The sequence below is a fragment of the Stomatohabitans albus genome, assembly GCF_036336025.1.
GTDB classification, from domain to species: domain Bacteria; phylum Actinomycetota; class Nitriliruptoria; order Euzebyales; family Euzebyaceae; genus Stomatohabitans; species Stomatohabitans albus.
Map to the genome: position 1 here is coordinate 50,879 of NZ_JAYKKE010000004.1, position 23,636 is coordinate 74,514.

At 53.9% G+C, this 23,636-nt stretch carries 22 protein-coding genes and 1 riboswitch; of the genes, 3 read left to right on the plus strand and 19 right to left on the minus strand.

The window, feature by feature from the left end:
• Positions 1–117 precede the first annotated feature (117 nt).
• The gene (locus VCU37_RS08985) at positions 118–2,871 is read right to left on the minus strand and encodes a vitamin B12-dependent ribonucleotide reductase (protein WP_336250315.1); all 2,754 of its coding nucleotides are present in this window, start codon (positions 2,869–2,871) and stop codon (positions 118–120) included.
• Positions 2,872–3,263: 392 nt separating this feature from the next.
• On the opposite strand from VCU37_RS08985, the gene nrdR reads away from it, so the two are divergent.
• A complete protein-coding gene (nrdR, locus tag VCU37_RS08990) occupies positions 3,264–3,746 on the plus strand; it encodes a transcriptional regulator NrdR (protein ID WP_336250316.1) in 483 nt (160 codons plus the stop codon).
• 20 nt (positions 3,747–3,766) lie between these two features.
• Here the strand turns inward: nrdR and VCU37_RS08995 are convergent, their stop codons facing one another.
• Positions 3,767–4,189, minus strand: a complete 423-nt coding sequence (locus tag VCU37_RS08995; RefSeq protein WP_336250317.1) for a LysM peptidoglycan-binding domain-containing protein — start codon at positions 4,187–4,189, stop codon at positions 3,767–3,769.
• 179 nt (positions 4,190–4,368) lie between these two features.
• On the opposite strand from VCU37_RS08995, the gene lexA reads away from it, so the two are divergent.
• Entirely contained in the window at positions 4,369–5,046 is a 678-nt protein-coding gene (gene lexA / locus VCU37_RS09000; RefSeq protein ID WP_336250318.1) for a transcriptional repressor LexA, read from the plus strand.
• 22 nt (positions 5,047–5,068) lie between these two features.
• On the opposite strand, the gene hflX is transcribed toward lexA, so the two are convergent.
• The 16 genes from hflX to VCU37_RS09080 form a co-directional block, all read right to left on the minus strand.
• On the minus strand, positions 5,069–6,514 hold the full coding sequence (gene hflX / locus VCU37_RS09005; RefSeq protein WP_336250319.1) for a GTPase HflX: 1,446 nt from the start codon (positions 6,512–6,514) through the stop codon (positions 5,069–5,071).
• A 173-nt stretch (positions 6,515–6,687) separates the two neighbouring features.
• Positions 6,688–7,422, minus strand: coding sequence for an ABC transporter ATP-binding protein (locus tag VCU37_RS09010; protein ID WP_336250320.1), 735 nt, complete (start codon positions 7,420–7,422; stop codon positions 6,688–6,690).
• A gap of 80 nt (positions 7,423–7,502) precedes the next feature.
• The gene (locus VCU37_RS09015; RefSeq protein ID WP_336250321.1) at positions 7,503–8,531 is read right to left on the minus strand and encodes a FecCD family ABC transporter permease; all 1,029 of its coding nucleotides are present in this window, start codon (positions 8,529–8,531) and stop codon (positions 7,503–7,505) included.
• A 2-nt stretch (positions 8,532–8,533) separates the two neighbouring features.
• Entirely contained in the window at positions 8,534–9,598 is a 1,065-nt protein-coding gene (locus tag VCU37_RS09020) for an ABC transporter substrate-binding protein (RefSeq protein WP_336250322.1), read from the minus strand.
• Positions 9,591–10,271, minus strand: coding sequence for a (2Fe-2S) ferredoxin domain-containing protein (locus VCU37_RS09025; RefSeq protein WP_336250323.1), 681 nt, complete (start codon positions 10,269–10,271; stop codon positions 9,591–9,593). The genes VCU37_RS09020 and VCU37_RS09025 overlap by 8 nt, the downstream gene beginning before the upstream one ends.
• 97 nt (positions 10,272–10,368) lie before the next feature.
• Positions 10,369–10,542, minus strand: a riboswitch (cobalamin riboswitch).
• Between the two features lie 90 nt (positions 10,543–10,632).
• On the minus strand, positions 10,633–11,685 hold the full coding sequence (locus VCU37_RS09030) for an ABC transporter substrate-binding protein (protein WP_336250324.1): 1,053 nt from the start codon (positions 11,683–11,685) through the stop codon (positions 10,633–10,635).
• A gap of 130 nt (positions 11,686–11,815) precedes the next feature.
• The gene (gene dapF, locus VCU37_RS09035) at positions 11,816–12,640 is read right to left on the minus strand and encodes a diaminopimelate epimerase (protein WP_336250325.1); all 825 of its coding nucleotides are present in this window, start codon (positions 12,638–12,640) and stop codon (positions 11,816–11,818) included.
• Positions 12,640–13,581 (minus strand): tRNA (adenosine(37)-N6)-dimethylallyltransferase MiaA, encoded by a 942-nt coding sequence (gene miaA, locus VCU37_RS09040; RefSeq protein WP_336250326.1) that lies wholly within the window; start codon positions 13,579–13,581, stop codon positions 12,640–12,642. The genes dapF and miaA overlap by 1 nt, the downstream gene beginning before the upstream one ends.
• A 13-nt stretch (positions 13,582–13,594) precedes the next feature.
• Positions 13,595–14,968: a tRNA (N6-isopentenyl adenosine(37)-C2)-methylthiotransferase MiaB gene (gene miaB / locus VCU37_RS09045; RefSeq protein ID WP_336250327.1), complete on the minus strand. Its 1,374-nt coding sequence runs from the start codon at positions 14,966–14,968 to the stop codon at positions 13,595–13,597.
• A gap of 147 nt (positions 14,969–15,115) precedes the next feature.
• A complete protein-coding gene (locus VCU37_RS09050) occupies positions 15,116–15,700 on the minus strand; it encodes a regulatory protein RecX (RefSeq protein WP_336250328.1) in 585 nt (194 codons plus the stop codon).
• Between the two features lie 11 nt (positions 15,701–15,711).
• Positions 15,712–16,842, minus strand: coding sequence for a recombinase RecA (gene recA, locus VCU37_RS09055; protein WP_336250329.1), 1,131 nt, complete (start codon positions 16,840–16,842; stop codon positions 15,712–15,714).
• Between the two features lie 255 nt (positions 16,843–17,097).
• The gene (locus tag VCU37_RS09060; RefSeq protein WP_336250330.1) at positions 17,098–17,436 is read right to left on the minus strand and encodes a hypothetical protein; all 339 of its coding nucleotides are present in this window, start codon (positions 17,434–17,436) and stop codon (positions 17,098–17,100) included.
• 4 nt (positions 17,437–17,440) lie between these two features.
• Positions 17,441–18,691: a CinA family nicotinamide mononucleotide deamidase-related protein gene (locus tag VCU37_RS09065; protein WP_336250331.1), complete on the minus strand. Its 1,251-nt coding sequence runs from the start codon at positions 18,689–18,691 to the stop codon at positions 17,441–17,443.
• Positions 18,692–18,845: 154 nt separating this feature from the next.
• Positions 18,846–19,382 (minus strand): CDP-diacylglycerol--glycerol-3-phosphate 3-phosphatidyltransferase, encoded by a 537-nt coding sequence (gene pgsA, locus VCU37_RS09070; protein WP_336250332.1) that lies wholly within the window; start codon positions 19,380–19,382, stop codon positions 18,846–18,848.
• Complete coding sequence (rimO, locus tag VCU37_RS09075) at positions 19,379–20,830, minus strand: 30S ribosomal protein S12 methylthiotransferase RimO (protein ID WP_336250333.1); 1,452 nt, start codon at positions 20,828–20,830, stop codon at positions 19,379–19,381. Before rimO ends, pgsA begins: the two co-directional genes overlap by 4 nt.
• On the minus strand, positions 20,805–21,617 hold the full coding sequence (locus VCU37_RS09080; RefSeq protein WP_336250334.1) for a helix-turn-helix domain-containing protein: 813 nt from the start codon (positions 21,615–21,617) through the stop codon (positions 20,805–20,807). The genes rimO and VCU37_RS09080 overlap by 26 nt, the downstream gene beginning before the upstream one ends.
• A 78-nt stretch (positions 21,618–21,695) precedes the next feature.
• Between VCU37_RS09080 and VCU37_RS09085 the strand changes: the two genes are divergently transcribed.
• Positions 21,696–22,286: a TetR/AcrR family transcriptional regulator gene (locus VCU37_RS09085; protein WP_336250335.1), complete on the plus strand. Its 591-nt coding sequence runs from the start codon at positions 21,696–21,698 to the stop codon at positions 22,284–22,286.
• Here VCU37_RS09085 and VCU37_RS09090 read toward each other — a convergent pair.
• On the minus strand, positions 22,283–23,203 hold the full coding sequence (locus VCU37_RS09090) for a 1,4-dihydroxy-2-naphthoyl-CoA synthase (RefSeq protein ID WP_336250336.1): 921 nt from the start codon (positions 23,201–23,203) through the stop codon (positions 22,283–22,285). The two genes, VCU37_RS09085 and VCU37_RS09090, sit on opposite strands and share 4 nt — an antisense overlap.
• Positions 23,204–23,636: the final 433 nt, after the last annotated feature.

Consider the following 23,636-nt stretch of genomic DNA (forward strand, 5'->3'; position numbering starts at 1 on the left):
TCAGCCAAATTAGGTCAAAAGACTTTATATTTATGACCTAATACCCTATCAAAATATACGCACGGGTCTATCACCACCATGGTAATAGACCCGTGCGTATAGGTGCTGGCAATGGGGTTAGCTACAGCCGCTCGTTGACCCACAGCTCGGGCATACGTGGCAACTACCGGCACGCTGCATTACTTGACCACATCCGGCACACATCGGTGCATCACCATAGATGTCATCAACATGTGAGGGTTCATCAACGGGTAAACGCTGTTGTCCAATGGCATCTTCGATGATTGTGGCTGGCTCAACAGGTAGGGTCAGGCTCCCTTCGTCCAAGGAAGCGGTACGTTCCAACGTGGTGTAGATATTCATGCTCTTGCGTTGTTCTTCTGGCAAGTAATCAATAGCCAGGCGACGGAACATGTAGTCGACCAGACTTGATGAGAACCGAATATCAGGGTCATCCGTCATACCAGAGGGTTCGAAACGCTGATTAATGAACTTGGATACATAGGCCTCTAAGGGCACCCCATATTGCAACCCTAGGCTGACACTAATGGCTAGGGAATCCATAACCCCACTGAGGGTTGACCCTTGCTTACCAAGACGGACAAAGATCTCCCCAAGGGTGTGGTCATCGTATTCACCACTCATCATGTAGCCGTCAGCATCACCCACCCGGAAACTGACCGTTTGGCTTGGGCGTTTGTTGGGCAGCTTACGGCGAATCGGTTTACGGATAGCAGTCGGAGACGCATCAGGTGTGTCATCTTCTTTCTTGGACACACTCATCGGCTGGGCAACCTTGCAACCATCACGGTAAATAGCGATGGCCTTTAAGCCCAGTTCCCACCCACGGGTATACACATCAATGATGTCCTCAATTGAAGCTGAGTTCGGTAAGTTGACGGTCTTAGAGATCGCACCACTCAAGAACGGCTGGCAAGCCGCCATCATATTGATATGCCCGTAGGGACTGATTGGGCGGTCACCCATCGCACAGTCAAATACGCTGATGTGCTCATCTTTGATATGCGGTGCCCCTTCGACGGACGCATGTTCGTCGATATAGGCCAAGATGTCATATACCTCGTTTTCCTTATACCCTAAGTTCACTAAGGCGGGCTTCACGGTCTGGTTTACGATCCGCATGGAGCCACCACCAACGAGATTCTTATGCTTAACCAGCCCAAGGTCAGGCTCAATGCCGGTCGTGTCACAGTCCATCATCAGGCCAATAGTGCCGGTGGGGGCCAGCACGGTGGCTTGTGCATTGCGGATGCCATATTCAGTGCCGATGGCAATCGCCATATCCCACGCATCGGCGGCGGCATCAAGCACATTCTTAGGTGCGAGGTTGGCATCAATTACATCGACAGCGTCACGGTGCTTCTTCAATACCCGCAGCACTCCGTCACGGTCGTCGTGGTACGCCGCAAACGGACCCATGACCTTTGCAACTTCAGCGCTGAGTTCATATGCGGTCCCGGTCATAAGGGCAGTAATAGCACCAGCCCACGCACGACCAGCATCAGAGTCATAGGGCAACCCGAGGCTCATAAGCAGGCCGCCTAGGTTTGCAAATCCAAGCCCTAATTGACGGAAAGCACGGGCATTGTCACCAATGGGCTTTGTTGGGTAAGAGGAATTACCCACGATGATTTCTTGAGCCAAGAACATGACCTTGACGGCATGACGGAAGCTCTCAACATCAAAGACCCCATCTTGCTCGAACTTGCGCAAATTCAATGAGGATAAGTTGCACGCAGAGTTATCCACATGCATGTACTCACTGCACGGGTTGGACCCGTTGATGCGTCCCGCATTGGGTGTCGTGTGCCAGTCATTGATGATGTCGTCGTACTGGATGCCAGGATCGGCACAAGCCCAAGCGGCTTCCGCAATCTCGTGCATTAATTCACGGGCAGGTAGCGTGCGTACCACATTGCCGGTGGTTACCTCACGCAGCGCAAAATCCTTATCATCGCGTACGGCTTCCATGAACTCGGCGTTCACACGCACACTGTTATTGGCATTCTGATATTGCACGCTGGCCGCATCAGCACCGTCAAGGCTCATATCAAAGCCAGCGGCAGCTAAGGCACGACTCTTCTCTTCTTCGCGGTATTTACACCAGATGAACTCTTCAACATCGGGGTGATCGACATTGAGTATCACCATCTTGGCGGCACGACGGGTTTTACCGCCACTCTTGATTGTGCCTGCTGATGCGTCAGCACCTCGCATAAAGCTGACCGGGCCACTGGCTTGGCCACCACCTTTAAGGGTTTCTACAGAACTGCGAATATTGGAAAGGTTGACCCCTGAACCTGAGCCGCCCTTGAAGATCGTGCCTTCTTCGACATACCAGTTCAGGATTGAGCTCATCGTGTCTTCAACGCTGAGAATGAAACAGGCTGAGCATTGCGGTTCGTCTTCAACCCCGCAGTTGAACCAAACCGGAGAATTAAAGGCTGCTTTCTGATTAACCAGGAGGTGTTTTAATTCCTGGTTGAAGTGTTCTGCGGATTCTTCGGTATCAAAGTAGCCATCTTTGAGTCCCCAGTCCGTGATCGTGTCAGCCACACGGTCAATCATCTGACGTACGCTGTATTCACGCTCATCCGTTCCAAGGTGACCACGGAAATACTTCTGGCTAACGATATTGGTCGCATTCATCGACCAAGTTTTGGGGAACTCAACATTGCGCTGTTCGAACGCAATATCACCAGTCTTCCAATCAGTTAATACCGCGTCGCGAGATTCCCATTCGACTTCATCGTAGGGATGAACACCAGGTTTCGTGAAATGACGGTGAAAGGTCAGACCGTGGTTAAACAAAGCGTTGACGGTCGTACTTGTGGGTGCGGGGTGTACCACGATGAGCTCCTGAATTAGGTGGTTCCTTTTCGTACAAGTGGCCGAAATGACCAACCTGTACCAAGACTTAAACAAAGGCGGTGGTGTGAATCACATGCGTGAAATTCCACCGGGGGAATCAATACGTTACTTCATAACTTTTGCGTCGCTACACCACATATTGGGCGATAATTACTCACAACCACTATATGTTGTGGTTGACGTTCGCGTTATCAAGGTCTTACCCGTTGTACCGTAGGGACAGGAAAATTTTTTCTTGTGGATAAAACTGGCCAATAATCGCTACGACAACAGGAAAACTGCACGTTCTTTGCACAACCTGTGGATAAGCTGTTGATGAGCGATAAAAACCTGTGGAGAACCGACAAAACACGTGGAGAAAGGGTGCATACATGCGCTGCCCGTATTGCAATGGCCCGTCCAATCGGGTAATCGATTCTCGAACCCATGCCAACGACACGGCCATTCGCCGCCGCCGTGCCTGTGACGGTTGCGGGCAACGCTTCACCACGAGCGAACGTGTGGAATATGCGAACTTGATCGTCCATAAACGCAATGGCACGACCCAGGCGTTTGACCCCGAACAGATTCGGTCCGGTATGGCCAAAGCATGTACAGAACTTGAACTTGATGATGACCACCTTCGTATGGCCACGGGCAAGGTTGTTGCAAAAGTTCGTAGTGCGCACCGCCAGAGTGTGACTAGCGCTGAAATTGGTGACTATGTCCTGGAAGCGCTGCGAGAAATCAGTCCTGTTGCGTGGCTTCGATTTGCCAGCGTGTACCAAAAGTTCACCTCCACCCAAGACTTTCAACGTGCCCTTGCTGAACTGACACCTGAGCAGCACCTCCAAACAAACGACGTACAGCCGTAAGCGGTGTGGTGCCAGCTACCTCATTTGTACTTGGGTATAGCGATCACTTGACCAGCAAAAATAGCGTCGGAGGGCATGTCGTTATAGCGCACAACCTCGCGGACCCACTGCCCCTGGTCTATCCCATCAGGACGATGGAGTGCACTCACTGCCCATAGGGTGTCACCCCGAGATACGGTGACGAGCACAACCCCTTGTGGCGGGCCAGCGTGGGACACGGCGGCCACTGGGGATGATTGCCTAATGACAAGGGCACTCGAGGGCTGACGGAGTTGCAAGAGATACCACAGCGCACTGACAACAAGTACGCCGGCACATATCCCTGCGATGAGGCGAGGCACCGCGCCTGATGCCCGATGGATACCAGCCCGGTGACGCTGACTCCGTGCACTCTCGGCTTGAACGGGGGCAGGGAAGATGGGCAATGGAGCATGATCAGCCATGGTTTTCGACCTCCTGTCGCGGGGAATACTTGACTGTGCAATCGAACTGTTGTTCACTAGACTCACTATAAAAGAACAGGTGTACGATTGCAGAAAATAAACCAATATTTTCTTAAATTGTTCTATTTATACTGTTTCCAAGCTATTTATCGTTTGCACAACACGGCTCAAGGATTCCTATGTCCCCTCAACCAAACCCCACAGACCACATGCCCGACCTCCTCACTCCTCGGCAGCAGCGCATCATGGAGTGCATCGGGCAGTTTGTGTCTACCCACGGGTTTCCACCCACCGTGCGCGAAATATGTGAACGTGTGGGGTTAAGTAGCCCCTCAAGCGTGCATAGTCAATTGCGCACCCTTGAAGAGATGGGGTACTTAAATCGAAATGCATCACTCCCCCGTGCGATGGAACTCTTACCCAAGGCCTATGATCACCTTGGCATCGTGAACCCAACGCTGACAGGCACATCCGTACCAATTCCGTTAGTTGGTGCGATTGCCGCCGGTGCCCCAATCTTGGCCGAGGAACATATTGATGAATATATTTCCCTCCCCGAATCCATTGTCGGTGATGGCACCCTTTTTGCTCTCACCGTGCGCGGCGAATCCATGATCGAAGCCGGTGTCTTACCTGGTGACACGGTCATCGTTCGCCAGCAGCAACAAGTTGAACAAGGCGAGATGTGTGCTGCACTCATTGAGGATGGGGCAACGGTCAAGTACTTCCGTCGAACTCGGGCAGGAGATGTATTTCTCGACCCCGCAAACGAGTACTACGAACCCATTCCCTTAACTCCTGAGCAGGTGAGTGCAGCGATCATGGGCAAAGTCGTAGCTGTCTTACGAAAGGTATAGCGAGGCGTTTCACACCCTCGGGTCAGGCATCTGGGCTATCGTCGTCTGCCCACGGCCATATCTCGAGATATGGCCGTAATTGATGGCCAACGGACCGCGGAACGTTGGCGATCAGCCACGTACCATCTTCGCGATCATCACGTTCCAGCACTTCCCCTTCCTGGTGTGCAAGCGCGACCAGCTGCGCCTGATCGTAAGGTACGAGGGCACGAATAACGCGACGATAGGGCGGTAAATTATTAGCAATGAGGTTGATCAGTTCATCAATACCTTCACCGGTAATTGCACTGACCACCCGCACTTGGTGACCGCGTGCAACCGCTTCACGACGTAACCGTTCGAGTTCGTCTGCCTCAGCACGATCTGCCTTATTCAACACAAGGACACGGGGTTGTTGATCGGCCCCGATCTCTTCAAGCACATCATCCACGGCGATCATGTGGGCTTCAGCCTCGGGGTGACTGGCATCGACAACATGGAGTAACAAATCACCCGTAATCGTGTCCTCGAGCGTGCTCTTAAATGCCTCCACTAATGGGGTTGGAAGCTTGCGCACAAAGCCAACCGTGTCGGTCAACACCGGTGTACGACCGTCAGGGAGATGTAACTGGCGTGCTGTCGTATCCAAGGTAGCAAAGAGCTGATCGGCGACCAGGACGTCAGCTCCGGTCATCGCGTTCATAAGCGTTGACTTACCGGCATTCGTGTAACCAACTAAGGCAACCGATGGGATACGGTTCTCTCGCCGCTGTTTTGACTTAACTCGACGAATACGCTCAGCGTCCTTTAAATCTCGCTTCAATTTGGTGATACGCCGATTCAATTTACGCCGGTCAACTTCAAGCTGACTTTCTCCAGGACCGCGGGTACCTATCCCACCGGCCTGACGGCTCAATGCATCACCCCAACCACGCAGCCGCGGCAGTAAATACTGCAACTGGGCAAGCTCGACTTGAGCGGCACCTTCTTGACTGGATGCGTGCTGGGCAAAGATATCCAAAATAACAATGGTCCGGTCCAAAACCTTCACGCCGAGGCGCTCTTCAAGGTTGCGCTGTTGGGCCGGTGATAAATCTTGGTCAAAGACCACCGCGTCGGCGCCTTCAGCTTTGACAAGATCACGAAGCTCAGACACTTTCCCGCGCCCGATGAAGGTTGCGACATCGGGGCGTTCACGGCGTTGGATTACGCGGCCAACGCTTTCCCCACCTGCGGTATTGAGCAACAACTCAAGTTCGTCCAGGCTGGCATCCACCATTGCACTGGTTTCCCCGGGTGCATGGAGGGCCACAAGGATTGCCTCGTCAACCTTCCGGAAGATCGCAACACCTTCTCGTGGTGCGTCATCACCGATACGCTCGGCCAGCAACCGACGGCGTTCGGCACGGCGCAGCTCTAAGCGACCTTCTTCTACCTCGCGGCGGAGTTCTTCTACTTCTTGGGCACGCAAGGAAGAAAGATCACTCACACAACATCCTTTCCGGGACTTTCAGTACATCACCAAGTATAGGGAGGTCCGACTGAAGGGGGCAAGGATCACACTGGCACTACCAATTGCACCCTCACCGCGTTCGCAATGGCCTGCACGCATCAGTCCCGGGCCAGATTCAGTTATGAACAGCGCATCAATACGATCCGCTGTCAATCGGTCGTGCCACTCCAAAGCACACGAAGCCGGTCATCTTCTTGTGTATTTGCCTCCACACGGAACACATCGGCCATATGCTGCGAGGTCAGGGTTGAGCGTGTGGTTCCGCCGTCAATACGCAGCCCTTGGTCGAGGATAACGACCTCATCACAGTACGCGGCCGCCATATCAAGGTCGTGGATCACAATAATCGTGGTCAACCCAAGGTCTCGAATAAGATTCAAAAACGAAATCTGATTGTTAAGGTCTAAGTGATTGGTTGGCTCGTCAAGGCCGAGAATCTGCGGTTCCTGGGCAAGGGCCCTTGCCAGATGCACCCGCTGTCGTTCCCCACCAGACAAGCCGTTCCATGTGCGATCAGCGAGGTGGGCGAGTTTCACCGTTTGCAAACTCTTATCAATAATGGCCGAGGTTTCTTCGCCTTTGGTTGTCCATTGGTTTGAGTGAGGAATACGCCCAAGCGCAACCACCTGACGCACCGTCAAGTCCACATCGGCATGCTGATGTTGTTCAACATACGCAATGACTTTGGCCCGATCCTTAGGCCCGATGCGATGAATGTTACGTCCATTCAGGCGAACCTTGCCTTTTGTAGGCATCAAAGTGCCACACATTGCACGCAGCAACGTTGTTTTCCCGGCTCCGTTGGGGCCAAGTAAGCCAGTGATTTTGCCTACTGGCACATCAACAGAAACATCGGTCAAGATGCGGGTTGAGCCAATGGTCACATGGATGCCTTCGGCATGCCAGCTCTCGATTGGTTGGGAAACATCGTACGGTTTAGGTCTGAGTGTAAATACACCTGCCATCAGGGTCGCCCGCCTCTCCGCCATATCAACCATGCCAATAAGGGTGCGCCAACCACTGCGGTGACTACACCGACTGGAATCTCCCTACTGGGTACCAGCGCTCGTGACGCGGTATCAGACCACAGCATAAAAAGGGCACCTAAAAGTGGGCTGAGTACCATGATGGCAGCATATTGCCCGCCAAAGATCATACGCACGATATGGGGGATAATCAGCCCAATAAAGCCGATGGGACCAACCGTTGCCACCGTCACTGAGGCCACAAGGGCCGAGCCAATAAGCACAACCGAACGGGTCCGCTCAACATTGATGCCCAGTGATGCTGCAGAGGTATCGCCTAGTGCCATGGCGTCCAAAGGCTTGATCAGCCATATACCGGCAATAGCAGAGATGATCCCTACACCGATGGTGATCACCGCGTCACCCCAGCGCACCCCGGCGAACGATCCCATCGTCCAGTTCAATACCGCAACGGCTGCATCTTTGGTTGCAAACACCATGATGGCGAGCGATACATAGGCCGCACAGAGCTGCCCGACAACCACACCAGCCAAGATTGTGCGCGTTCCAGAGGCTTCCATAAGCCGGCCACCTACTAAGAGCATGACCATGCCCAAGGCACCAAGGCCTCCAAGTAGTGCCGCGACAAACATCACGATTTTCATTGGTCCGGCCCCTTGCCCGACCCCAAAGACAATAACCGTAACTGCGCCCACACTAGCGCCTGAGGAAATACCGAGCAGGTATGGATCAGCCAGAATATTGCGGGTGACCCGCTGCAAACCGGCACCTGCGACGGCCAAAATGGACCCAACCGCGAGGGCAGCCACAATGCGTGGGGCTCTCAGTTCCCACACAATCTGTTCATACAGCTGGTCGCTTGGTGCACCAGCATTCAACCCGAGGTGACCCGCAATAACCGTGATCACCTCATGGGTGGGGAGGCTTACCGACCCTACCCCTAGTGCCAAGATGGCACTAACGATAAGGGCCGCGATTAGGCCGGCGATAACCACCAGCCGTTTCATGGTTACTTCGATTCGCTCAGTTGCTTGTCAAGGCTTTCAACGCCATCAACAAGGGTGACACCCGGCGTGGTCTGGCTGAAGGGAAGCGTTACAAACTTATCTTCTTTAACGGCACGGAGTTCTTTCAACACCGGATCCGCTTTGGCGTGTTCGATCTTGCTTTGTGCAGTATCCCAGCTTGCGTCTGCGAGCACGATCCAGTCGGGATCTGCGGCAACAAAGTTTTCCCAAGTGCCATTAAACCAGTTGGATTGTTCGCTCTTGAAGGCATTTTCGAGGCCCACGGCATCCATCAGTAATTGTGGACCACCAGTACCACCGGCAACGAAGGGAGCATCGGTCTTTCCGCTGTCCCACCACACGACTTTGGCACCCTTTCCAGCCTTATTATCCTTGACCTTATCAAGGGTGGCGGTCATATCCTTCACCAGCATTTCACCCTTTTCGTTCTGGCCAAAAATCTTGGCAATATCCATGATTTGGTCGTTGACCCGTTCCCAACTGGCAGGTTGGTCCTTATCTTGATCGCAGCCAAAATCACTGACATAGGTATTGATGCCATCGTCCTTTAAGGCTGGACGTTCTTTGTTATTTTTCTCACTAAAAGCTGACTGGTAGGAGGCGTACGCGAAGTCTGGTTTTGCTGCTAAGAACTGTTCAAATGTCGGATACTTTTCAGCGATAACAGGAACCTGATCATAGGCGGCCTTGAAGCGATCGGAAATAGCGGTGTCGTCAAGGTAGGCCGTGCCTGCCATCTGCTTTTCTAAGCCCAATGCCAGCATCACTTCGGTGGCACCTTGGTTCATCGTGATAGCCCGTTCAGGAGCCTTCTCGTATGTAATGCTCAGACCGCAGTTTTCAATCGTGACTGGATAAGCCGCCGCAGTTGTCGCTGATGACTCACTTGCTTCAGCCGTTTCACTCATATCGGCTGATGCAGATGCACTCGCTTCGGTGGTCGGAGCTGCACTTGCAGATTCACTCCCAGAAGGTGCCGCATTTGAACTGCATGCTGCCAGGAGTACAGCAAATGGAAGTGTGGCTAATGCCCAACGTTTAGTCATGGTATGACCTTTCTTTATCGTTATGATATTGGATGTTATTGGAAATAATTGTTTTTACTTTGGATGCCGTGCTATCGAGATCATCTGGGTCTCCACGCATCCATGTCTGGTACGGCTGAACACATACGACAGGTGCGTGATTGCACGGGTACAGGCAGCCGGTCAGCGCGATCAAACAATCTTCGGCGATACCCGCATCGTTAAGGTGGCTATACAAATGGTCAGCAACCTCACGTGCTCCCTTGGCGAGACACCGTGGACCTTGGCAAATGAGAAGATGGGCTTTATGGGGCGGTGGTTCTTCCCATGTTGGGTTTTCTAGCCCAGCCTCTGCACCGGTAACTGGCCGTACCTTGGCACGCCGGGCGAGAGCGATCTGTTGGGCATCACAGTCATGCACCAACTCGGTGCTTACATAGACCGGGGTATCAGGATGGCTTCGCAGCCAATGTCCGGCAACCCGCTTCAACCATGAACGGGCAGGCCCACTCCCTGTTCGGGTGTACCCAATGAGGTGAATGGGGCGAACAGGATTGGCCACAACGAGTTCATCGAGCACACTGACCAATGTAGGCCGTCCACTTTGCAAGGCCGCAACACGCAAACCATAGGGTTGGACGACCTTGTACAGCTCCACAAGGTCGAGCGCATCAGTGTGCGCAAGTGCGACCACAACGACGGCAGCATGGGCAAGCGCAGCGTCGCGGGCAGATTTAATTGGTGTTGCGATAGAAGTTTTCCTTAGAACACGTGTCCATAACGCGGAACACGGCGGACGGTCGAACCTGGTCGGTCTTCGGACTTGGCCTTCCCGTTTCCATCGCCTTCCCAACCGAAGTCAGTGGCGTGTGATGAAACAAAAGCGTTACCGCTGCGCGTCAGTTCTGGATTTGCACCAGATTCCCGTAACACCAGTTCGTCGAACGAGCCTAGCCATCTAAGTGGGGATACGTCAAATCATTCTCAGATGCAACTAGCCCGACCAAGCGGTTGTTTGTGGCCAAGTCGGTGTACCGTCATTGCGCGTTATGGCGTTACGAAGCCGATTCGAGTTGCGCTGCAAGGCGTTGAGCACCATCAACCATTGTGACGCCAGGAGTTGTTTCGCTATAGGGAATAACGAGGTACTTCTCCTCTTGTACAGCCCGCAACCTATTAAGTGCAGGATCGTTCTTCAGATATTCTTTCTTCTGGTCAGCTGGACCCCAGGTTGCATCAATGAGCACAATCCAATCTGGATCTGCGGCAATGACATCTTCCCAGCTCCCGTTAAACCAGTTTTTCTGTTGGTCAGCAAACGCGTTGGTAAGCCCAACCGCATCCAGAATTAGTTGTGGACCGCCAGTACCACCACCAAGGAATGGCTTATCCGTCTCGTTATCCCACCACACCGCCGTTGCGCCATTGCCTACGTTTTGGGCACGGAGTTCATCAAGCTTTTGTTTCTGGGTGGTTCGTAGTGCGGTGGCACGCTCGGGCACCCCAAAGATTGCAGCAATTTCGTCGAGTTGCCGCCAAATATCTTCCCATGTTGTTATTGTCCCCTGTTCACAGTCATCCTCGGTGACGTACGTCCGGATGCCGTCAGCCAGCAGGTCTTCACGTGCCTTGGTGAACTTGTCGCTAAAGACACCGCCGTATGAGGCATAGGCAAAGTCTGGTCGAGCTGCAAGAAACTGTTCGAGGTTCGGCCACTTTTCGTTGATGATGGGAATGTTGTTATAGGCCTCAGCAAACCGTGGACTCACCTGAAGGTCATCCCAGTAGGCGGTGCCAACCATCTTGTCTTGGAGCTCCAAAGACAGCATGACTTCTGTGGACCCTTGGTTCAGCGACACCGCTCGTTCTGGGGATTGCTCATAGGTCATACTGATGCCACAGTTTTCTATGGTGACAGGGTAGCCATCGGCCACTGCACCAGAGCCGGTGGTACTCGGCGCATCTGATGGGGAATCTGCGGTTGAAACTGATGGTGTGGCACTTGAACTGCCCTCACTGGGTACTGGCGGGTTTGCGGCACAGGCGGCCAAACTTAGGGATATAGCCAGGCCGACAAGGCCAGTACGGTGCATGCAAGGGATTGGCATAACGCTCCTTAGGGATGAGGCTTAGCGGTATTGGCTTTCTCACCCTAGGGAATGTTGCAAGAACGTTGCAATTTATACAAGCCCAATTCAATGGCGTATGAACCAGCTCCAGAACGGCTGGCCGACCTACTTACCAGGTGCCAGAGAATACTGAAACGGCCGGCCCGGTCATCATGAGTGGAGCATTGTCCTTGGGCCAGTCGATATGAATCTGTCCACCTGGCAAATACACCGTTACCGCCCGTTCGGTGAGGCCGTGGGCGATAGCAGCAACCGCCATAGCCGACGACCCAGTACCACTAGCGAGGGTTTCACCAACCCCGCGTTCATGAATACGCCCCACGACGGTCGTGGAGGTTGTGGAAGCGATGACTTCGACATTGGTACCGTCTGGAAAGTCAGGGTGATGTTCGATAAATGGTCCAATACGGTTCAAGGGGTAGTCCAGGACACAGTCAGCACCAACGCGCCCCATCACAACTACCGCATGGGGGTTTCCCATTGAAAGGGTCGTGAGTGGAATAATGGCGCCATCTGGCATCGCGATCTTGTGGTTGCGGCTAAAGAGTTCGGGGATACCCATGTTGACCGTGGCCGCTGAAAAGGCACCCGTTTCATCACGGTGAATCGTGACGTGCTTCATGCCTGCGCGAGTATCGACGTTGACGGTTGTGGCATCAGGATGTGCTTGGGCATACCACATCGCAACGGTACGCACCCCGTTGCCACACATTTCAGCAATTGACCCATCAGCATTGCGATAATCCATAAAGACCGCACCCGTTTCAGTCGTCGGTGCGCCGATACGGATCACCCCGTCAGCTCCAATCCCAACGTGCCGATCACACATTGCCTTGGTGAGGTCTTCGGTGAGGGTCAACTGGTCATCGGTATCGGGAAGCAACACAAAGTCGTTGCCACAGCCGTGAGCTTTGATGAAGTGCAACGGTGCCATTATGGTCCTTTATCGTATAGGGATGGTGGGTTGGTGAATGCGGTAATCAGTTGTTCGGTGAGGTCTTGGCCACTCCCCCATGTAATACGGGGGTCCTTTGCAAACCAGCGTTGTTGCCGTGCGGCATATTGACGGGTTCGGTTGATTGTTTGGGTTTTGGCCTCCCCAAGGGACCATTCCCCACGAATTGCAGCCATCATTTCTTTATAGCCATGTGCTTGAGCTGCTGTTCTACTCAAATCAGCCTCCAAGAGGCGGGTGCATTCATCTAGCCACCCTGCGGCAAGCATCATGTCGGTTCGCTCGGCAATCCGCTCCCGTAGTTCTTCACGGTCACGGTGTAACCCAAAGCATTGCATGCCAGGGAATACCGTTTGATAGCTATCCCAGTCGGTGGCAAATGCGCTAAAGGGCCTTCCTGTGAGCTCAATCACTTCTAACGCTCTGGTCGTACGCCGCGCATTATCGGGTTCAATTTTGGCCGCTGCTGCCGGATCCTTTGCATGCAGTTCAGCATGCCCACCTCGTGGGTCTTGGCTGACCCTCCGGCTAATTCGTGCCCGAACAGCGGGATCCGTGGGTGGAAAGTGCATCACATCAAGTACGGCACGGGCATACAAGCCGCTGCCACCCACACACAGAACCCGTTCACCAGCAGCAAGGAGGCGAGTGATGGTAGCTCGACATTCACCCTGAAACCAGGCCACGGTGCCATCTTCAGATGGGTCAAGCAGGTCAAGACAGTGGTGTGGCACGCGTGCTTGGTCTTCTCGCGTTGGTTTTGCCGTGCCAATATCCATGCCCCGATACACGGTGAAGGCATCGATGGCAACGATATGGGCACCCGTTTCGTGCGCTACAGCCATTGCAATGGCCGACTTGCCTGAGCCAGTTGGCCCAAGGAGGGTGACAAGCCGGTTCGTGGTGTCGTAGACGGCCACTGCAGACAGGTGTCTAGGATACGAGGGCGGGAACGTCACCTATGAGGTAGTGATCTGCTGTTCGGGTAATGCGCACATCATGGAACGTACCGGGCACGATACCAGGGCCTGCGGGCAGGTGGACAAGCCGGTTATGGCGAGTACGTCCGCTCATCATTGTGGCATCAGTTTTGGATGGACCCTCAATGAGTACCTCTTGGATTTTGCCCAATTGACGGGCATGACTTTCTTCGCTGAGGCGTTTGGTGAGCGCACTTAGGCGAGGGAACCGTTCGTCCATCACGGCTTGATCAACTTGTTCTTCAAGGTCTGCGGCGACTGTGCCGGGGCGTTTGGAGTATTTGAAGGTGAAGGCCGAATCAAATGCAGCTTGTTCCGTTACGCGCATCGTGTCTTCAAAATCTTCTTCAGTTTCACCGGGGAAGCCCACGATAATGTCTGTACTGATAGCCACATCAGGCACGATCTCACGTGCTTGGGCAACCAGGTTTAAGAACCGTGCTGAACGGTAAGAGCGGCGCATGGCTCGCAAGATGCGGTCAGAACCACTCTGCAATGGCATATGAAGCTGTTCGCACACAGCAGGAATATCGCGCATTGCTTCGAGCACATCGATGGTGAAGTCTTTGGGATGAGGGCTGGTAAAGCGAATGCGTTTAATCCCGTCAATCTCACCGACGACATGCAGCAGTTCGGCAAAGAGGGTGCGGTTCCGTTTCCCCTCGGCAAAGGCATCGGGTACGTCTCCAGCACGTACCAAATCACGCCCATAAGAGTTCACATTCTGGCCGAGAAGGGTAATCTCCATCACCCCATCAGCAGCCAACATGCGGACCTCTTCGGCAATATCACCGATACGGCGACTCTTCTCGGGGCCACGCAAGCTAGGCACGATACAAAAGGTGCACTTATTGTCACAGCCAATGGAAATAGATACCCAGGCGTGGTGGGCAACATCACGGGCAGCCGGAAGGGCCGACGGGAACATTTCTGTGTGTTCAAGAATCTCAATGACGGGGAAGGATTGGCTGTCCGCCTTTGCCAATAGGTCGGGTAGGCGGCCCATATTGTGCGTGCCGTACACCACATCAATATAGGGAGCCTTTTTGGCCATCAGCTGTTGATCTTTTTGGGCTAAGCACCCGCCCACCACAATTTTCTTTGATGGGTCTGCGAGTTTCAGTGGCTTCAACCCACTGAGCTGGCCGTACAACTTATTATCAGCATTCTCACGGATGGCACACGTATTGAACAGCACGAGACCGGCACTCTCAGGGTCAGGGGCAGGGGTGTATCCCATCGTGCGTAAGACCCCGGCGGCACGCTCTGAGTCATGCTCGTTCATCTGGCAGCCGAAGGTTTTAATGAAGTAGGTGCGATTAGCCATGGTTCTATGGTGTCAGGTTCGTGTCGTTACGCCACGGTTCGTGGGCAAGCAAAGATGTAAACGGCGATTGTTCCACGCCTGATGGGCGCCTGCATCATTTGGGGACTACACCGAGGTCGTGCCCGTAAATGACCGTCCAGTCCGTAGCTAATCCCAGTGTTCATCAGCCCGTGTCACACTGATCGCTGCTTGGTGGGCGATTGATGCGTCAAATCCTCTCCGCATAAGAAAGTTCACGAGCTTCATGGCAACACGGCGGGGGTCTTCACTCGCTGGATAGCGCATAAACCGTTCCCCAGCCAATTCGCGCGCCTGAGCGTATTCATCTACTTCATCCAGCTGGGTAAGGGCGGCATCAATATGGTGTGGTGCGATCTGGCGTTTACGGAGTTCTTGGGTCAAGCGTTTGCGTCCATAACCGCGTTTAACCCCACGATTTGCTACCCACACCTTGGCAAATGCCTGGTCATCAACTAGTCCTTGGGATCGTGCCCATGCCATAACACTCGGAACAATCGTGGTATCGCGCTCACGTTTTTCTAGCCAGGCTGTGAGCTTGTCTTCTGTTTCTCGTTCGCTGAGTGGCCGCCGACTAGTTGCTGCAACTACCCACTTTCTGGCCTGTTCTTCGCTAGGTGTAGTTGCCTTTTGTGGTGGTGTGCCGCCCTTGGCTCCCTCCGCTGCCTGGGCCATCAGGGCGCGGAGACTATCAAGGCTTGCCTGCTCAGGCATCACCATTGACCTTAGAGGTCCTCGAGATCAAGGTCGTCTAAGTCGTCAAGGTCCAGGTCAGTGTCAGCAAGGGCACCGTTGATGGTGTCATCCTCTTCTTCGACAATGTCGGCATATTTGCCAATCTTCATTTCACGGTTGATCTTGTCGGCAATTTCTTCAGCAACATCCGTATGCTCTTTCAAATACGCACGCGCATTTTCTTTGCCTTGCCCGAGTTGATCACCTTCATACGTGTACCAAGACCCAGATTTACGCACGATACCAACATCAACACCCATATCAAGGAGGCTGCCTTCTTTGGAGATGCCTTCACCGAACATGATGTCGAATTCAACCTGACGGAAGGGTGGAGCCAGCTTGTTCTTGACAACTTTGACACGCACCTTGTTACCGACTGAGTCGGTACCGGCCTTAATGGTCTCGATACGACGAATATCCATACGCACACTGGAGTAAAACTTGAGTGCGCGACCACCCGAGGTTGTTTCGGGGCTCCCAAACATGACCCCCACCTTTTCGCGCAGCTGGTTAATGAAAATGCAACAGGTCTTTGACTTGTTCAAATGCCCAGCCAACTTGCGGAGAGCTTGGCTCATCAACCGAGCTTGAAGACCAACATGGCTATCACCCATATCGCCTTCAATCTCGGCGCGGGGTACGAGGGCAGCGACTGAGTCAATCACGATAATGTCAATGGCCCCACTTTGGACAAGGGCATCCGTAATCTCTAGGGCCTGTTCACCCGTATCTGGTTGAGAGACCAGGAGGGCATCAACATCAACGCCGAGCGCTTTGGCGTACACGGGATCTAAGGCGTGTTCTGCATCAATAAAAGCGGCAATCCCCCCGGCACGTTGGGCTTCAGCAATGGTGTGTAAGGCAATGGTTGTTTTACCTGAGGATTCCGGCCCATAGATTTCAACGACACGACCACGTGGCAAACCGCCAATACCGAGTGCAACGTCCAGGTTGATCGCACCGGTACTGATCGTGTCAATGGGCCGAACTTGCTCATCACCCAGACGCATAATCGCGCCCTTACCAAAGTTCTTTTCAATCTTGGCCAGCGCTAAATCGAGTGACTTTGCACGGGCCTCTGGGGTGGTAGGAAGGGGCTGGGATGAGGTTGCTTTAGCCATGGGCGTCCTTTGCCTAACGATGGGAACGACTTCAATTGATCCATAGCATAACAGAACAATTGTTCGATTGTGTAAAGATATTCAAATCTGTGGATAACCAAATCAGTATCCTCAGCCTATCTCCCCGCCTGCATCAGTCCAGGGAAACGATATCCCACACGTTATTCCTGCGGAAGGACCTCTGAATGCTAACGAACAACCGTGGTGCTGCTGAGACAGGCTTCCTCTAAAGTCAAGACCAGTGAACGTTGTCTCCTACCCCAACCCCATTTGTTGGGCATGGTCACGGTGTAACCGTTGAGCGGCAAGGGCTTCTCGTTTGAGTTGCACACTCAGGCGCAAACATTCACGGTACGCCGGGTACCCACGATAGCTCATGGGCACCCGCTCAACGAGGGGCACCACACGAGAGAGAATAACCACGGATTGTTCTTGCAAACGGTGCAAGGCAGCCCAACGGTCGCCCATTGTTTGGTCAGCGTCTCCCATCGCAAGCTCGGTACTGGAACACATTGCCCGTAATTCGTGGAGGGCTTTTTCAAGCGTCCGTTCGAGGGTACGTAGTTGTATCGCGGGGGTGGGGGTCTCCGTCACGCCGTTAGTGTACGCCGAGGGCATCAAAGATCGTGTTCAAGGTGTACGTCACCGCAAAGTGTTGAATACCCACTCGGTCATAGGGCGGACAATTACGTTCGTGCACCTGCACGCTCTCCCCTTCGGCAATGGCAATGTACACCCGCCCGATTGGAAGATCACCTTGGGTTGTTGGTCCGGCTACCCCGACGACGGCAACACCCATGTCGGCACGGGTCCGGTCACGAATCCCGATGGCAAGGGCTTCAGCACTTTCAGCACTTGCCGGCCCAAAAGCGTCCACAAGCCGAGCATCCACGCCGGCCAGTGCCGTTTTCATCGCCGTTTGATAGACCATAACCCCACCGGCAAAAAAGTCGGTCGCGCCTGGCACTTCGATCAACCGAGCACCAACTCCGCCACCCGTAATCGATTCGGCCAAGGCGATCGTTTTACCTTGTGCCCGTGCCCGTCGGGCAATCCCGAACTCCACACGTTCATCATCTAATCCGACAACGTGGTCACCAAGAATGGTCACTGTTTCTTCAAGTACGGGTGCGATACGTTCTTCGGCTTCTTCGCGTGAATCAGCTTGTGCGGTCAGCCGAACCTTGATTTCTGCGGCACTGGCTAAAAATGCCATCGTTACGAGCCCGTCGGCATCTAGGCGAGTGTTGAGGTCTGCAAGCATCTCCCCTACTCGTGCTTCACCAACCCCACCCACGCGCACGACGCGACTCACCGTGGTTACGTTCCCAGCCCCGCGCTCACGCAAGGCTGGTACCACACCCTCAAGAAAAATAGCTTTCATTTCGGCTGGTACCCCAGGTAAACAGGCGATGAAGGCACCGTTTGGTCCGATCGTTGCAATCGCAGGTGCGGTTCCTACACGCCCGATATGCCAAGCCCCTTCAAAGCGCATGGCCTGGCGGATATTGGAGTCTGGCATGTCGTATCCGCGATCCACAAAATAGGCACGAATACTGGCCAGGGCATCGTCGTCAACAACTAACGGCTTATCACAGAGTGCCGCGAGGGCTTCGCGTGTCAGGTCATCTTGGGTTGGCCCTAATCCACCCGTACAAATCACCACGTCAGCGTCGCTATCAGCTTCAGCGAGGGCGGCTGTCATGCGCTCAATATTGTCACCCACTGTCACATGGCGGTGCACATTGATCCCTAATTCATTGAGCCGTTGGCTCAACCAGGCTGAGTTCGTATCAACATGATCGCCAAGTAATAATTCTGAACCGATAGCAATGATCTGTGCGCGCATGGCCTCCGGTTTACACGCTCACGCCTGTGGCCTCCACGAAAAGAACCACGCGGACGCAACAATGCAACGCAACGACGCGGTATCACATCCGGCTTCCATCGACTGCAAGCCCGTTGTTCATCACACCACCAACACCCCAATAGATGGGGCTGGCCTAAGAAGACATTGGTTTGTAATAGGACACCAGAAGGTCACCGGCAGACACATAGGTTAAGGCTAATGCCACATAGACGAGCCACTGGCCCCAGTAGATTGGCAAGATCGGCGTCAGCATCAAACTGATACCCACCAATTGGGTAGCCGTTTTCCACTTGCCCCAGGGGCGCGCACTGACTACCTTGCCGCCGGTTTTCACGATCCACATGCGCCAGAGCGTCATACCGATTTCGCGTACCGCAAAGAGTAGGACCACCCACCAGGCCATCTGCCCAAACCAGGCAAGGACGGCCAGTGTGCCGAGGACCAGCCCCTTATCAGCTATGGGATCCCACAGCGCCCCGAACTCGGTAACCTGATCATATTTGCGCGCAAAGTAGCCATCAGCCCAGTCAGTGATTGCCGCCAATACAAACGTGATGAGTGCGAGCCATGTGTAAGTGGCCGATCCAGTAGTCGTGGCCATGTATACGAGCCACGCGATGATGGGCACCATCACCACTCGGGCGATGGTCATCATATTGGCAATATTCATGCGGATACCTCTCCGATGAGGTCAACCCCATCTGTCTCACGAATACGTACCGGTATGCTGCGACCGGTGGGGGTATCGGCATTGCGGATACGAATCTCCCCGTCACTTTCTGGACTCTCACGGTAGCTACGCCCGATAGCCTCGCCCGTGTCCTCATCGTACTCCTCAATGAGGACATCAAGGGTTTGGCCAACAAACCGCTGCGCCCGTTCTTCCATGACGCGTTCAAGAATCCCCATCAGATGATCGCGGCGTTCTTCGGCCACTTCGGTGGGTACCTGATTGGGCAGCGTGGCTGCTGTGGTGCCTTCTTCGGGGCTGTAGGTAAACACGCCAGACCAGTCCAACCCAGCGGCTTGGACAAAGTCAGAGAGAATCTCAACATCTCGGTCAGTTTCGCCAGGAAATCCCACAATAAAGGATGAACGAAATACCGCGTCAGGTTCGTTTGCACGGATAGTCGATAAGAGGCTCAAGAACTCGTCAGGCCCACCCATGCGTGCCATGGCCTTGAGCACGTCAGCACTGGCATGTTGCATACTCAAGTCGTAGTAGGGCACAACCGTTCGGCTTGCGGCCATTGCCTCAAGGAGGGCTGGACGAATTTCGGCTGGCTGCAAATACATCAACCGCACACGACGTAACCCCTCAACACGGTCAAACATCTCGACCAACTCACGCTGGCTTTCACGACCACCAGGCAGATCTTTGCCCCAACTCGTCGTGTTTTCACTCACGCAAACCAGCTCTTCAACCCCGTTGGACACCAGCCAGTTCGCTTCCGCTTCAAGCTCGGCCAGCCCGCGTGAAGAAAAGCGCCCACGAAAAGACGGAATGGAACAGAAGGTACAAATCCGGTCACAACCGCCCGCAATTTTGAGATAGGCCCATGACCCCCGTGGTTGGGTGCGCACCGGGAATGCTGCTGTTGGTGGGGCCGTCGGGCCAGGCATCGTGCCCAGTAGTGGTAAACCACGGCTTGCCTCCCCGATCACCGGTTTCGCCCCACGCGCCGTAATCACGGGCAAGCTGGCACCGCCTTGGGCGGCGGCTCCTCGGTTGGCGGTACCACGCCACTTGCCCAGCGTGACGGCATCAGTAATCACTTCAGGTAAGGCAGCGTAATCATTAAAGCCCACAACCCCGGCTAATTCGGGAATCTCTTTGGCTAATTCATCGCCGTGCCGTTCGGCCATACACCCCATCACGACGACTGGTTTTGTGGTTCCGGTTGCGTCGAGAATCGTGTCGACACTCTCTGCCCGTGCGGCCCCGATGAACGTGCATGTATTGACGATAATGCAGTTGGCATCGTCAGGGTCGTCAACAAGACGATGGCCGCTCTGGGCTAACAGCCCGGCCACATTGTCACTATCAACGTCATTGCGGCCACACCCCAACGTCAGGATGGCCACTTTCGCTTCATTCATTTCGGTCACGGGCTTCACAGGCAACCTTGCCCTTCTCACAAATCAAATCAACCCCCATACGGTCGCCACCAATAGTAGGGAGTGGCTGCCCATTTACCTGAATCTGCACCCCACCACCATCAGATACATACAGGTGCACCTGGTTAGGGTCACTTACTTCGGTGCTGTCATTGGCTTTCAACATGATCTGTTGACTCGGAGTGCCTTGCTCAACGCGGATACGAACATCACGGGTTGCCTTGATAAACAGTGTCGGGGCTCGCATCGGCTCACCCTGCGGTTGGCCGTTCATCCCAGTATTGGTGGCGGGAAGGCCATTGCTCGGTTCTGGCATGCCAGACTGCCCTTGTCCAGGCTGGGCTGCAAGCACTGACTGAGACGGTTCAGCAACAGGGGCAGGTGCGATGGCTTCTCGTTGTTCGTCTTGGCCCCCTGCGTTTCGGGTGACAAACACCCCCACCACAATGAGCACCAATGCCACCCCAATCACAAAGGGCATAAATTGACGAATCCGTTCACGCAACGGCAATTCACCGTGGTGAGCTCCTGGGATAGCGGTAGGTGAATGGCTCTTGTGGAACTGCGCATCATAGGCACTGACCAACAGCGTCGTGTCAAGACCAAGCCAACGACCATAGGCACGAATAAAGCCACGCACCCAAGCCTCACCACCGATGACCTCAAACCGTTCATCTTCTAGGGCTTGGAGGTAGTCGCGCCGAATTTTTGTTTCTGCGGCGGCATCAGCAATCGTTTTATCTTGTGTAATACGCGCGTTTTTGAGGGTGGCCCCAATCTTCACCATTGCACCGATGTTAGCGGTCGTCTCGTGATGACATTGTGAACGGAGCGTTCACGGACTAGACATAGGCCTATGGTTCGAATGAGTGCAACCCAGCGCCGGTCACAACTCATCCACGTGGCAAAGGAAGTGTTTGCTGAAGTGGGCTATGAGGCGACCACTATTGAAGAAATCGCCCACCGGGCAGATGTCTCTAAACCCGTTGTCTACCAACATTTTGGTGGCAAAGAAGGTATCTATGCGGTGGTGGTGGACCGTGAGGTGAATGCCCTTCTCACGCGCATCACTGCCAATCTGGACGGCGTCGGTCGCCCCCGCGCGATGGTGCACGCGAGTGCACTTGCGTTTTTGGATTACCTCGACGAAGATCCTGCTGGCTTTAAGGTACTGGTACGTGATACGCCAGCATCGCTGAATCAAGGTGAGCTGGGTGGCCTGTTAGATGATGTGGCCGATAAAGCCGCCCAAGCCCTCGCGTTGTTTTTAGCCCAGTCCGGTCGTGACCCTGCCCTCGCCCCCCTCTTTGCCCAGGCTCTTGTCGGGTGTATTGCCCAAGTGGGAACCTGGTGGGACACGAATAGGACCTTTACGAAAGCTCAAGTCGCCAACTACCTCACCACGATGGTGTTTACGGGGTTGGCGAATATTCCTGTAGAGCTCACGGCCCACTAAAAGTGGTACGGGAAGGGTGACCAGTCTGGTTCACGCTTTTCTAAGAACGCATCCCGACCCTCGGCCGCTTCTGGGGTGCCATAGGCCAAGCGAGTCGCTTCTCCTGCAAAGAGTTGTTGGCCGGCTATCCCTTCATCAGCCAAATTGAACGCATATTTAAGCATCCGAATGGCCGTGGGTGATTTACCCAAAATGGTGCGCGCCCAATCGAGGGCCACCGTTTCAATCTCGTCGTGGGCAACCACTCGGTTCACCGCACCCATTTCATACATGGTCTGCGCATCAATAGCTTCCCCGAGGAAGAAAATCTCGCGCGCAAATTTCTGGCCCACCATGCGCGCGAGATAGGCACTGCCGTACCCAGCATCAAAGGAAGCCACATCGGCATCGGTTTGTTTGAATCTGGCGTGTTCACGGCTCGCAATGGTCAGGTCACACACCACGTGCAAGCTGTGCCCACCGCCAGCGGCCCAGCCATTAACCAGTGCGATGACCACCTTGGGCATCGTTCGAATGAGGCGCTGGACTTCAAGAATGTGGAGGCGCCCGGCGCGTGCCGCGTCGATTGCCGCGGTGGTGCGCCCACTTGTTTCATCGGGTGCTCCCGCTTCACCGGACTGGTATTTGTAACCGTCTTTACCGCGAACCCGTTGGTCACCACCGGAACAAAACGCCCATCCACCATCTTTGGGGCTAGGCCCATTGCCCGTAATCAACACCACCCCGACATCTGGGGTACACCTGGCATGGTCAAGTGCCGCATAGAGCTCATCTACGGTGTGTGGGCGAAAGGCATTACGCACCTCGGGCCGGTCAAAAGCCACTCGTACACATCCCAAGCCCTTGGCCCGGTGATACGTAATGTCAGTGAACTCGAAGCCAGGAACCGGCTCCCACAACGCAGCATTAAAGGTCATGGGCCAGAGTCTAAGTGAAGTACGTAACGCGGTCTACAACTACCACCAACGCCCATTCAAGTGCAGAAATCACGCACACCATGGCCTAACCGAGAAAATACGCCTTATTGACTACTCTTCGCCTTCTCACGATACTGATTTAAATCAGGGAAATACCGGTCAGGCATAAATGAAATCATAAAAGCTATAATAGTGAGAACAAAAGATATTAGTTCCCCATGGCTCGTTGACCGTAATAATATCCCCGTGATAAGTACTGCTGTTGCAATACTACTTCTAATCCAGTTCATGGCATAATTCCATTCATTAATACTGGGTTGCTATTAAGTTGTTAATAATAACAACCCAGATAATCCAATTACAGTTTCAAATTATTGAAACCTAGCATTCCAATATCAACGATTTAGAAGTAGGTACGTCTACTCCTAATTGG

Bases quoted from the DNA above. Each gene is read 5' to 3' on its own strand.
- nrdR (WP_336250316.1), top strand. From the start codon at position 3,264: ATGCGCTGCCCGTATTGCAATGGCCCGTCCAATCGGGTAATCGATTCT.
- VCU37_RS08995 (WP_336250317.1), bottom strand. From the start codon at position 4,189: ATGGCTGATCATGCTCCATTGCCCATCTTCCCTGCCCCCGTTCAAGCC.
- lexA (WP_336250318.1), top strand. From the start codon at position 4,369: ATGTCCCCTCAACCAAACCCCACAGACCACATGCCCGACCTCCTCACT.
- VCU37_RS09015 (WP_336250321.1), bottom strand. From the start codon at position 8,531: ATGAAACGGCTGGTGGTTATCGCCGGCCTAATCGCGGCCCTTATCGTT.
- VCU37_RS09020 (WP_336250322.1), bottom strand. From the start codon at position 9,598: ATGACTAAACGTTGGGCATTAGCCACACTTCCATTTGCTGTACTCCTG.
- VCU37_RS09030 (WP_336250324.1), bottom strand. From the start codon at position 11,685: ATGCCAATCCCTTGCATGCACCGTACTGGCCTTGTCGGCCTGGCTATA.
- dapF (WP_336250325.1), bottom strand. From the start codon at position 12,640: ATGGCACCGTTGCACTTCATCAAAGCTCACGGCTGTGGCAACGACTTT.
- miaB (WP_336250327.1), bottom strand. From the start codon at position 14,968: ATGGCTAATCGCACCTACTTCATTAAAACCTTCGGCTGCCAGATGAAC.
- VCU37_RS09050 (WP_336250328.1), bottom strand. From the start codon at position 15,700: ATGCCTGAGCAGGCAAGCCTTGATAGTCTCCGCGCCCTGATGGCCCAG.
- recA (WP_336250329.1), bottom strand. From the start codon at position 16,842: ATGGCTAAAGCAACCTCATCCCAGCCCCTTCCTACCACCCCAGAGGCC.
- VCU37_RS09065 (WP_336250331.1), bottom strand. From the start codon at position 18,691: ATGCGCGCACAGATCATTGCTATCGGTTCAGAATTATTACTTGGCGAT.
- pgsA (WP_336250332.1), bottom strand. From the start codon at position 19,382: ATGAATATTGCCAATATGATGACCATCGCCCGAGTGGTGATGGTGCCC.
- VCU37_RS09080 (WP_336250334.1), bottom strand. From the start codon at position 21,617: ATGGTGAAGATTGGGGCCACCCTCAAAAACGCGCGTATTACACAAGAT.
- VCU37_RS09085 (WP_336250335.1), top strand. From the start codon at position 21,696: ATGAGTGCAACCCAGCGCCGGTCACAACTCATCCACGTGGCAAAGGAA.
- VCU37_RS09090 (WP_336250336.1), bottom strand. From the start codon at position 23,203: ATGACCTTTAATGCTGCGTTGTGGGAGCCGGTTCCTGGCTTCGAGTTC.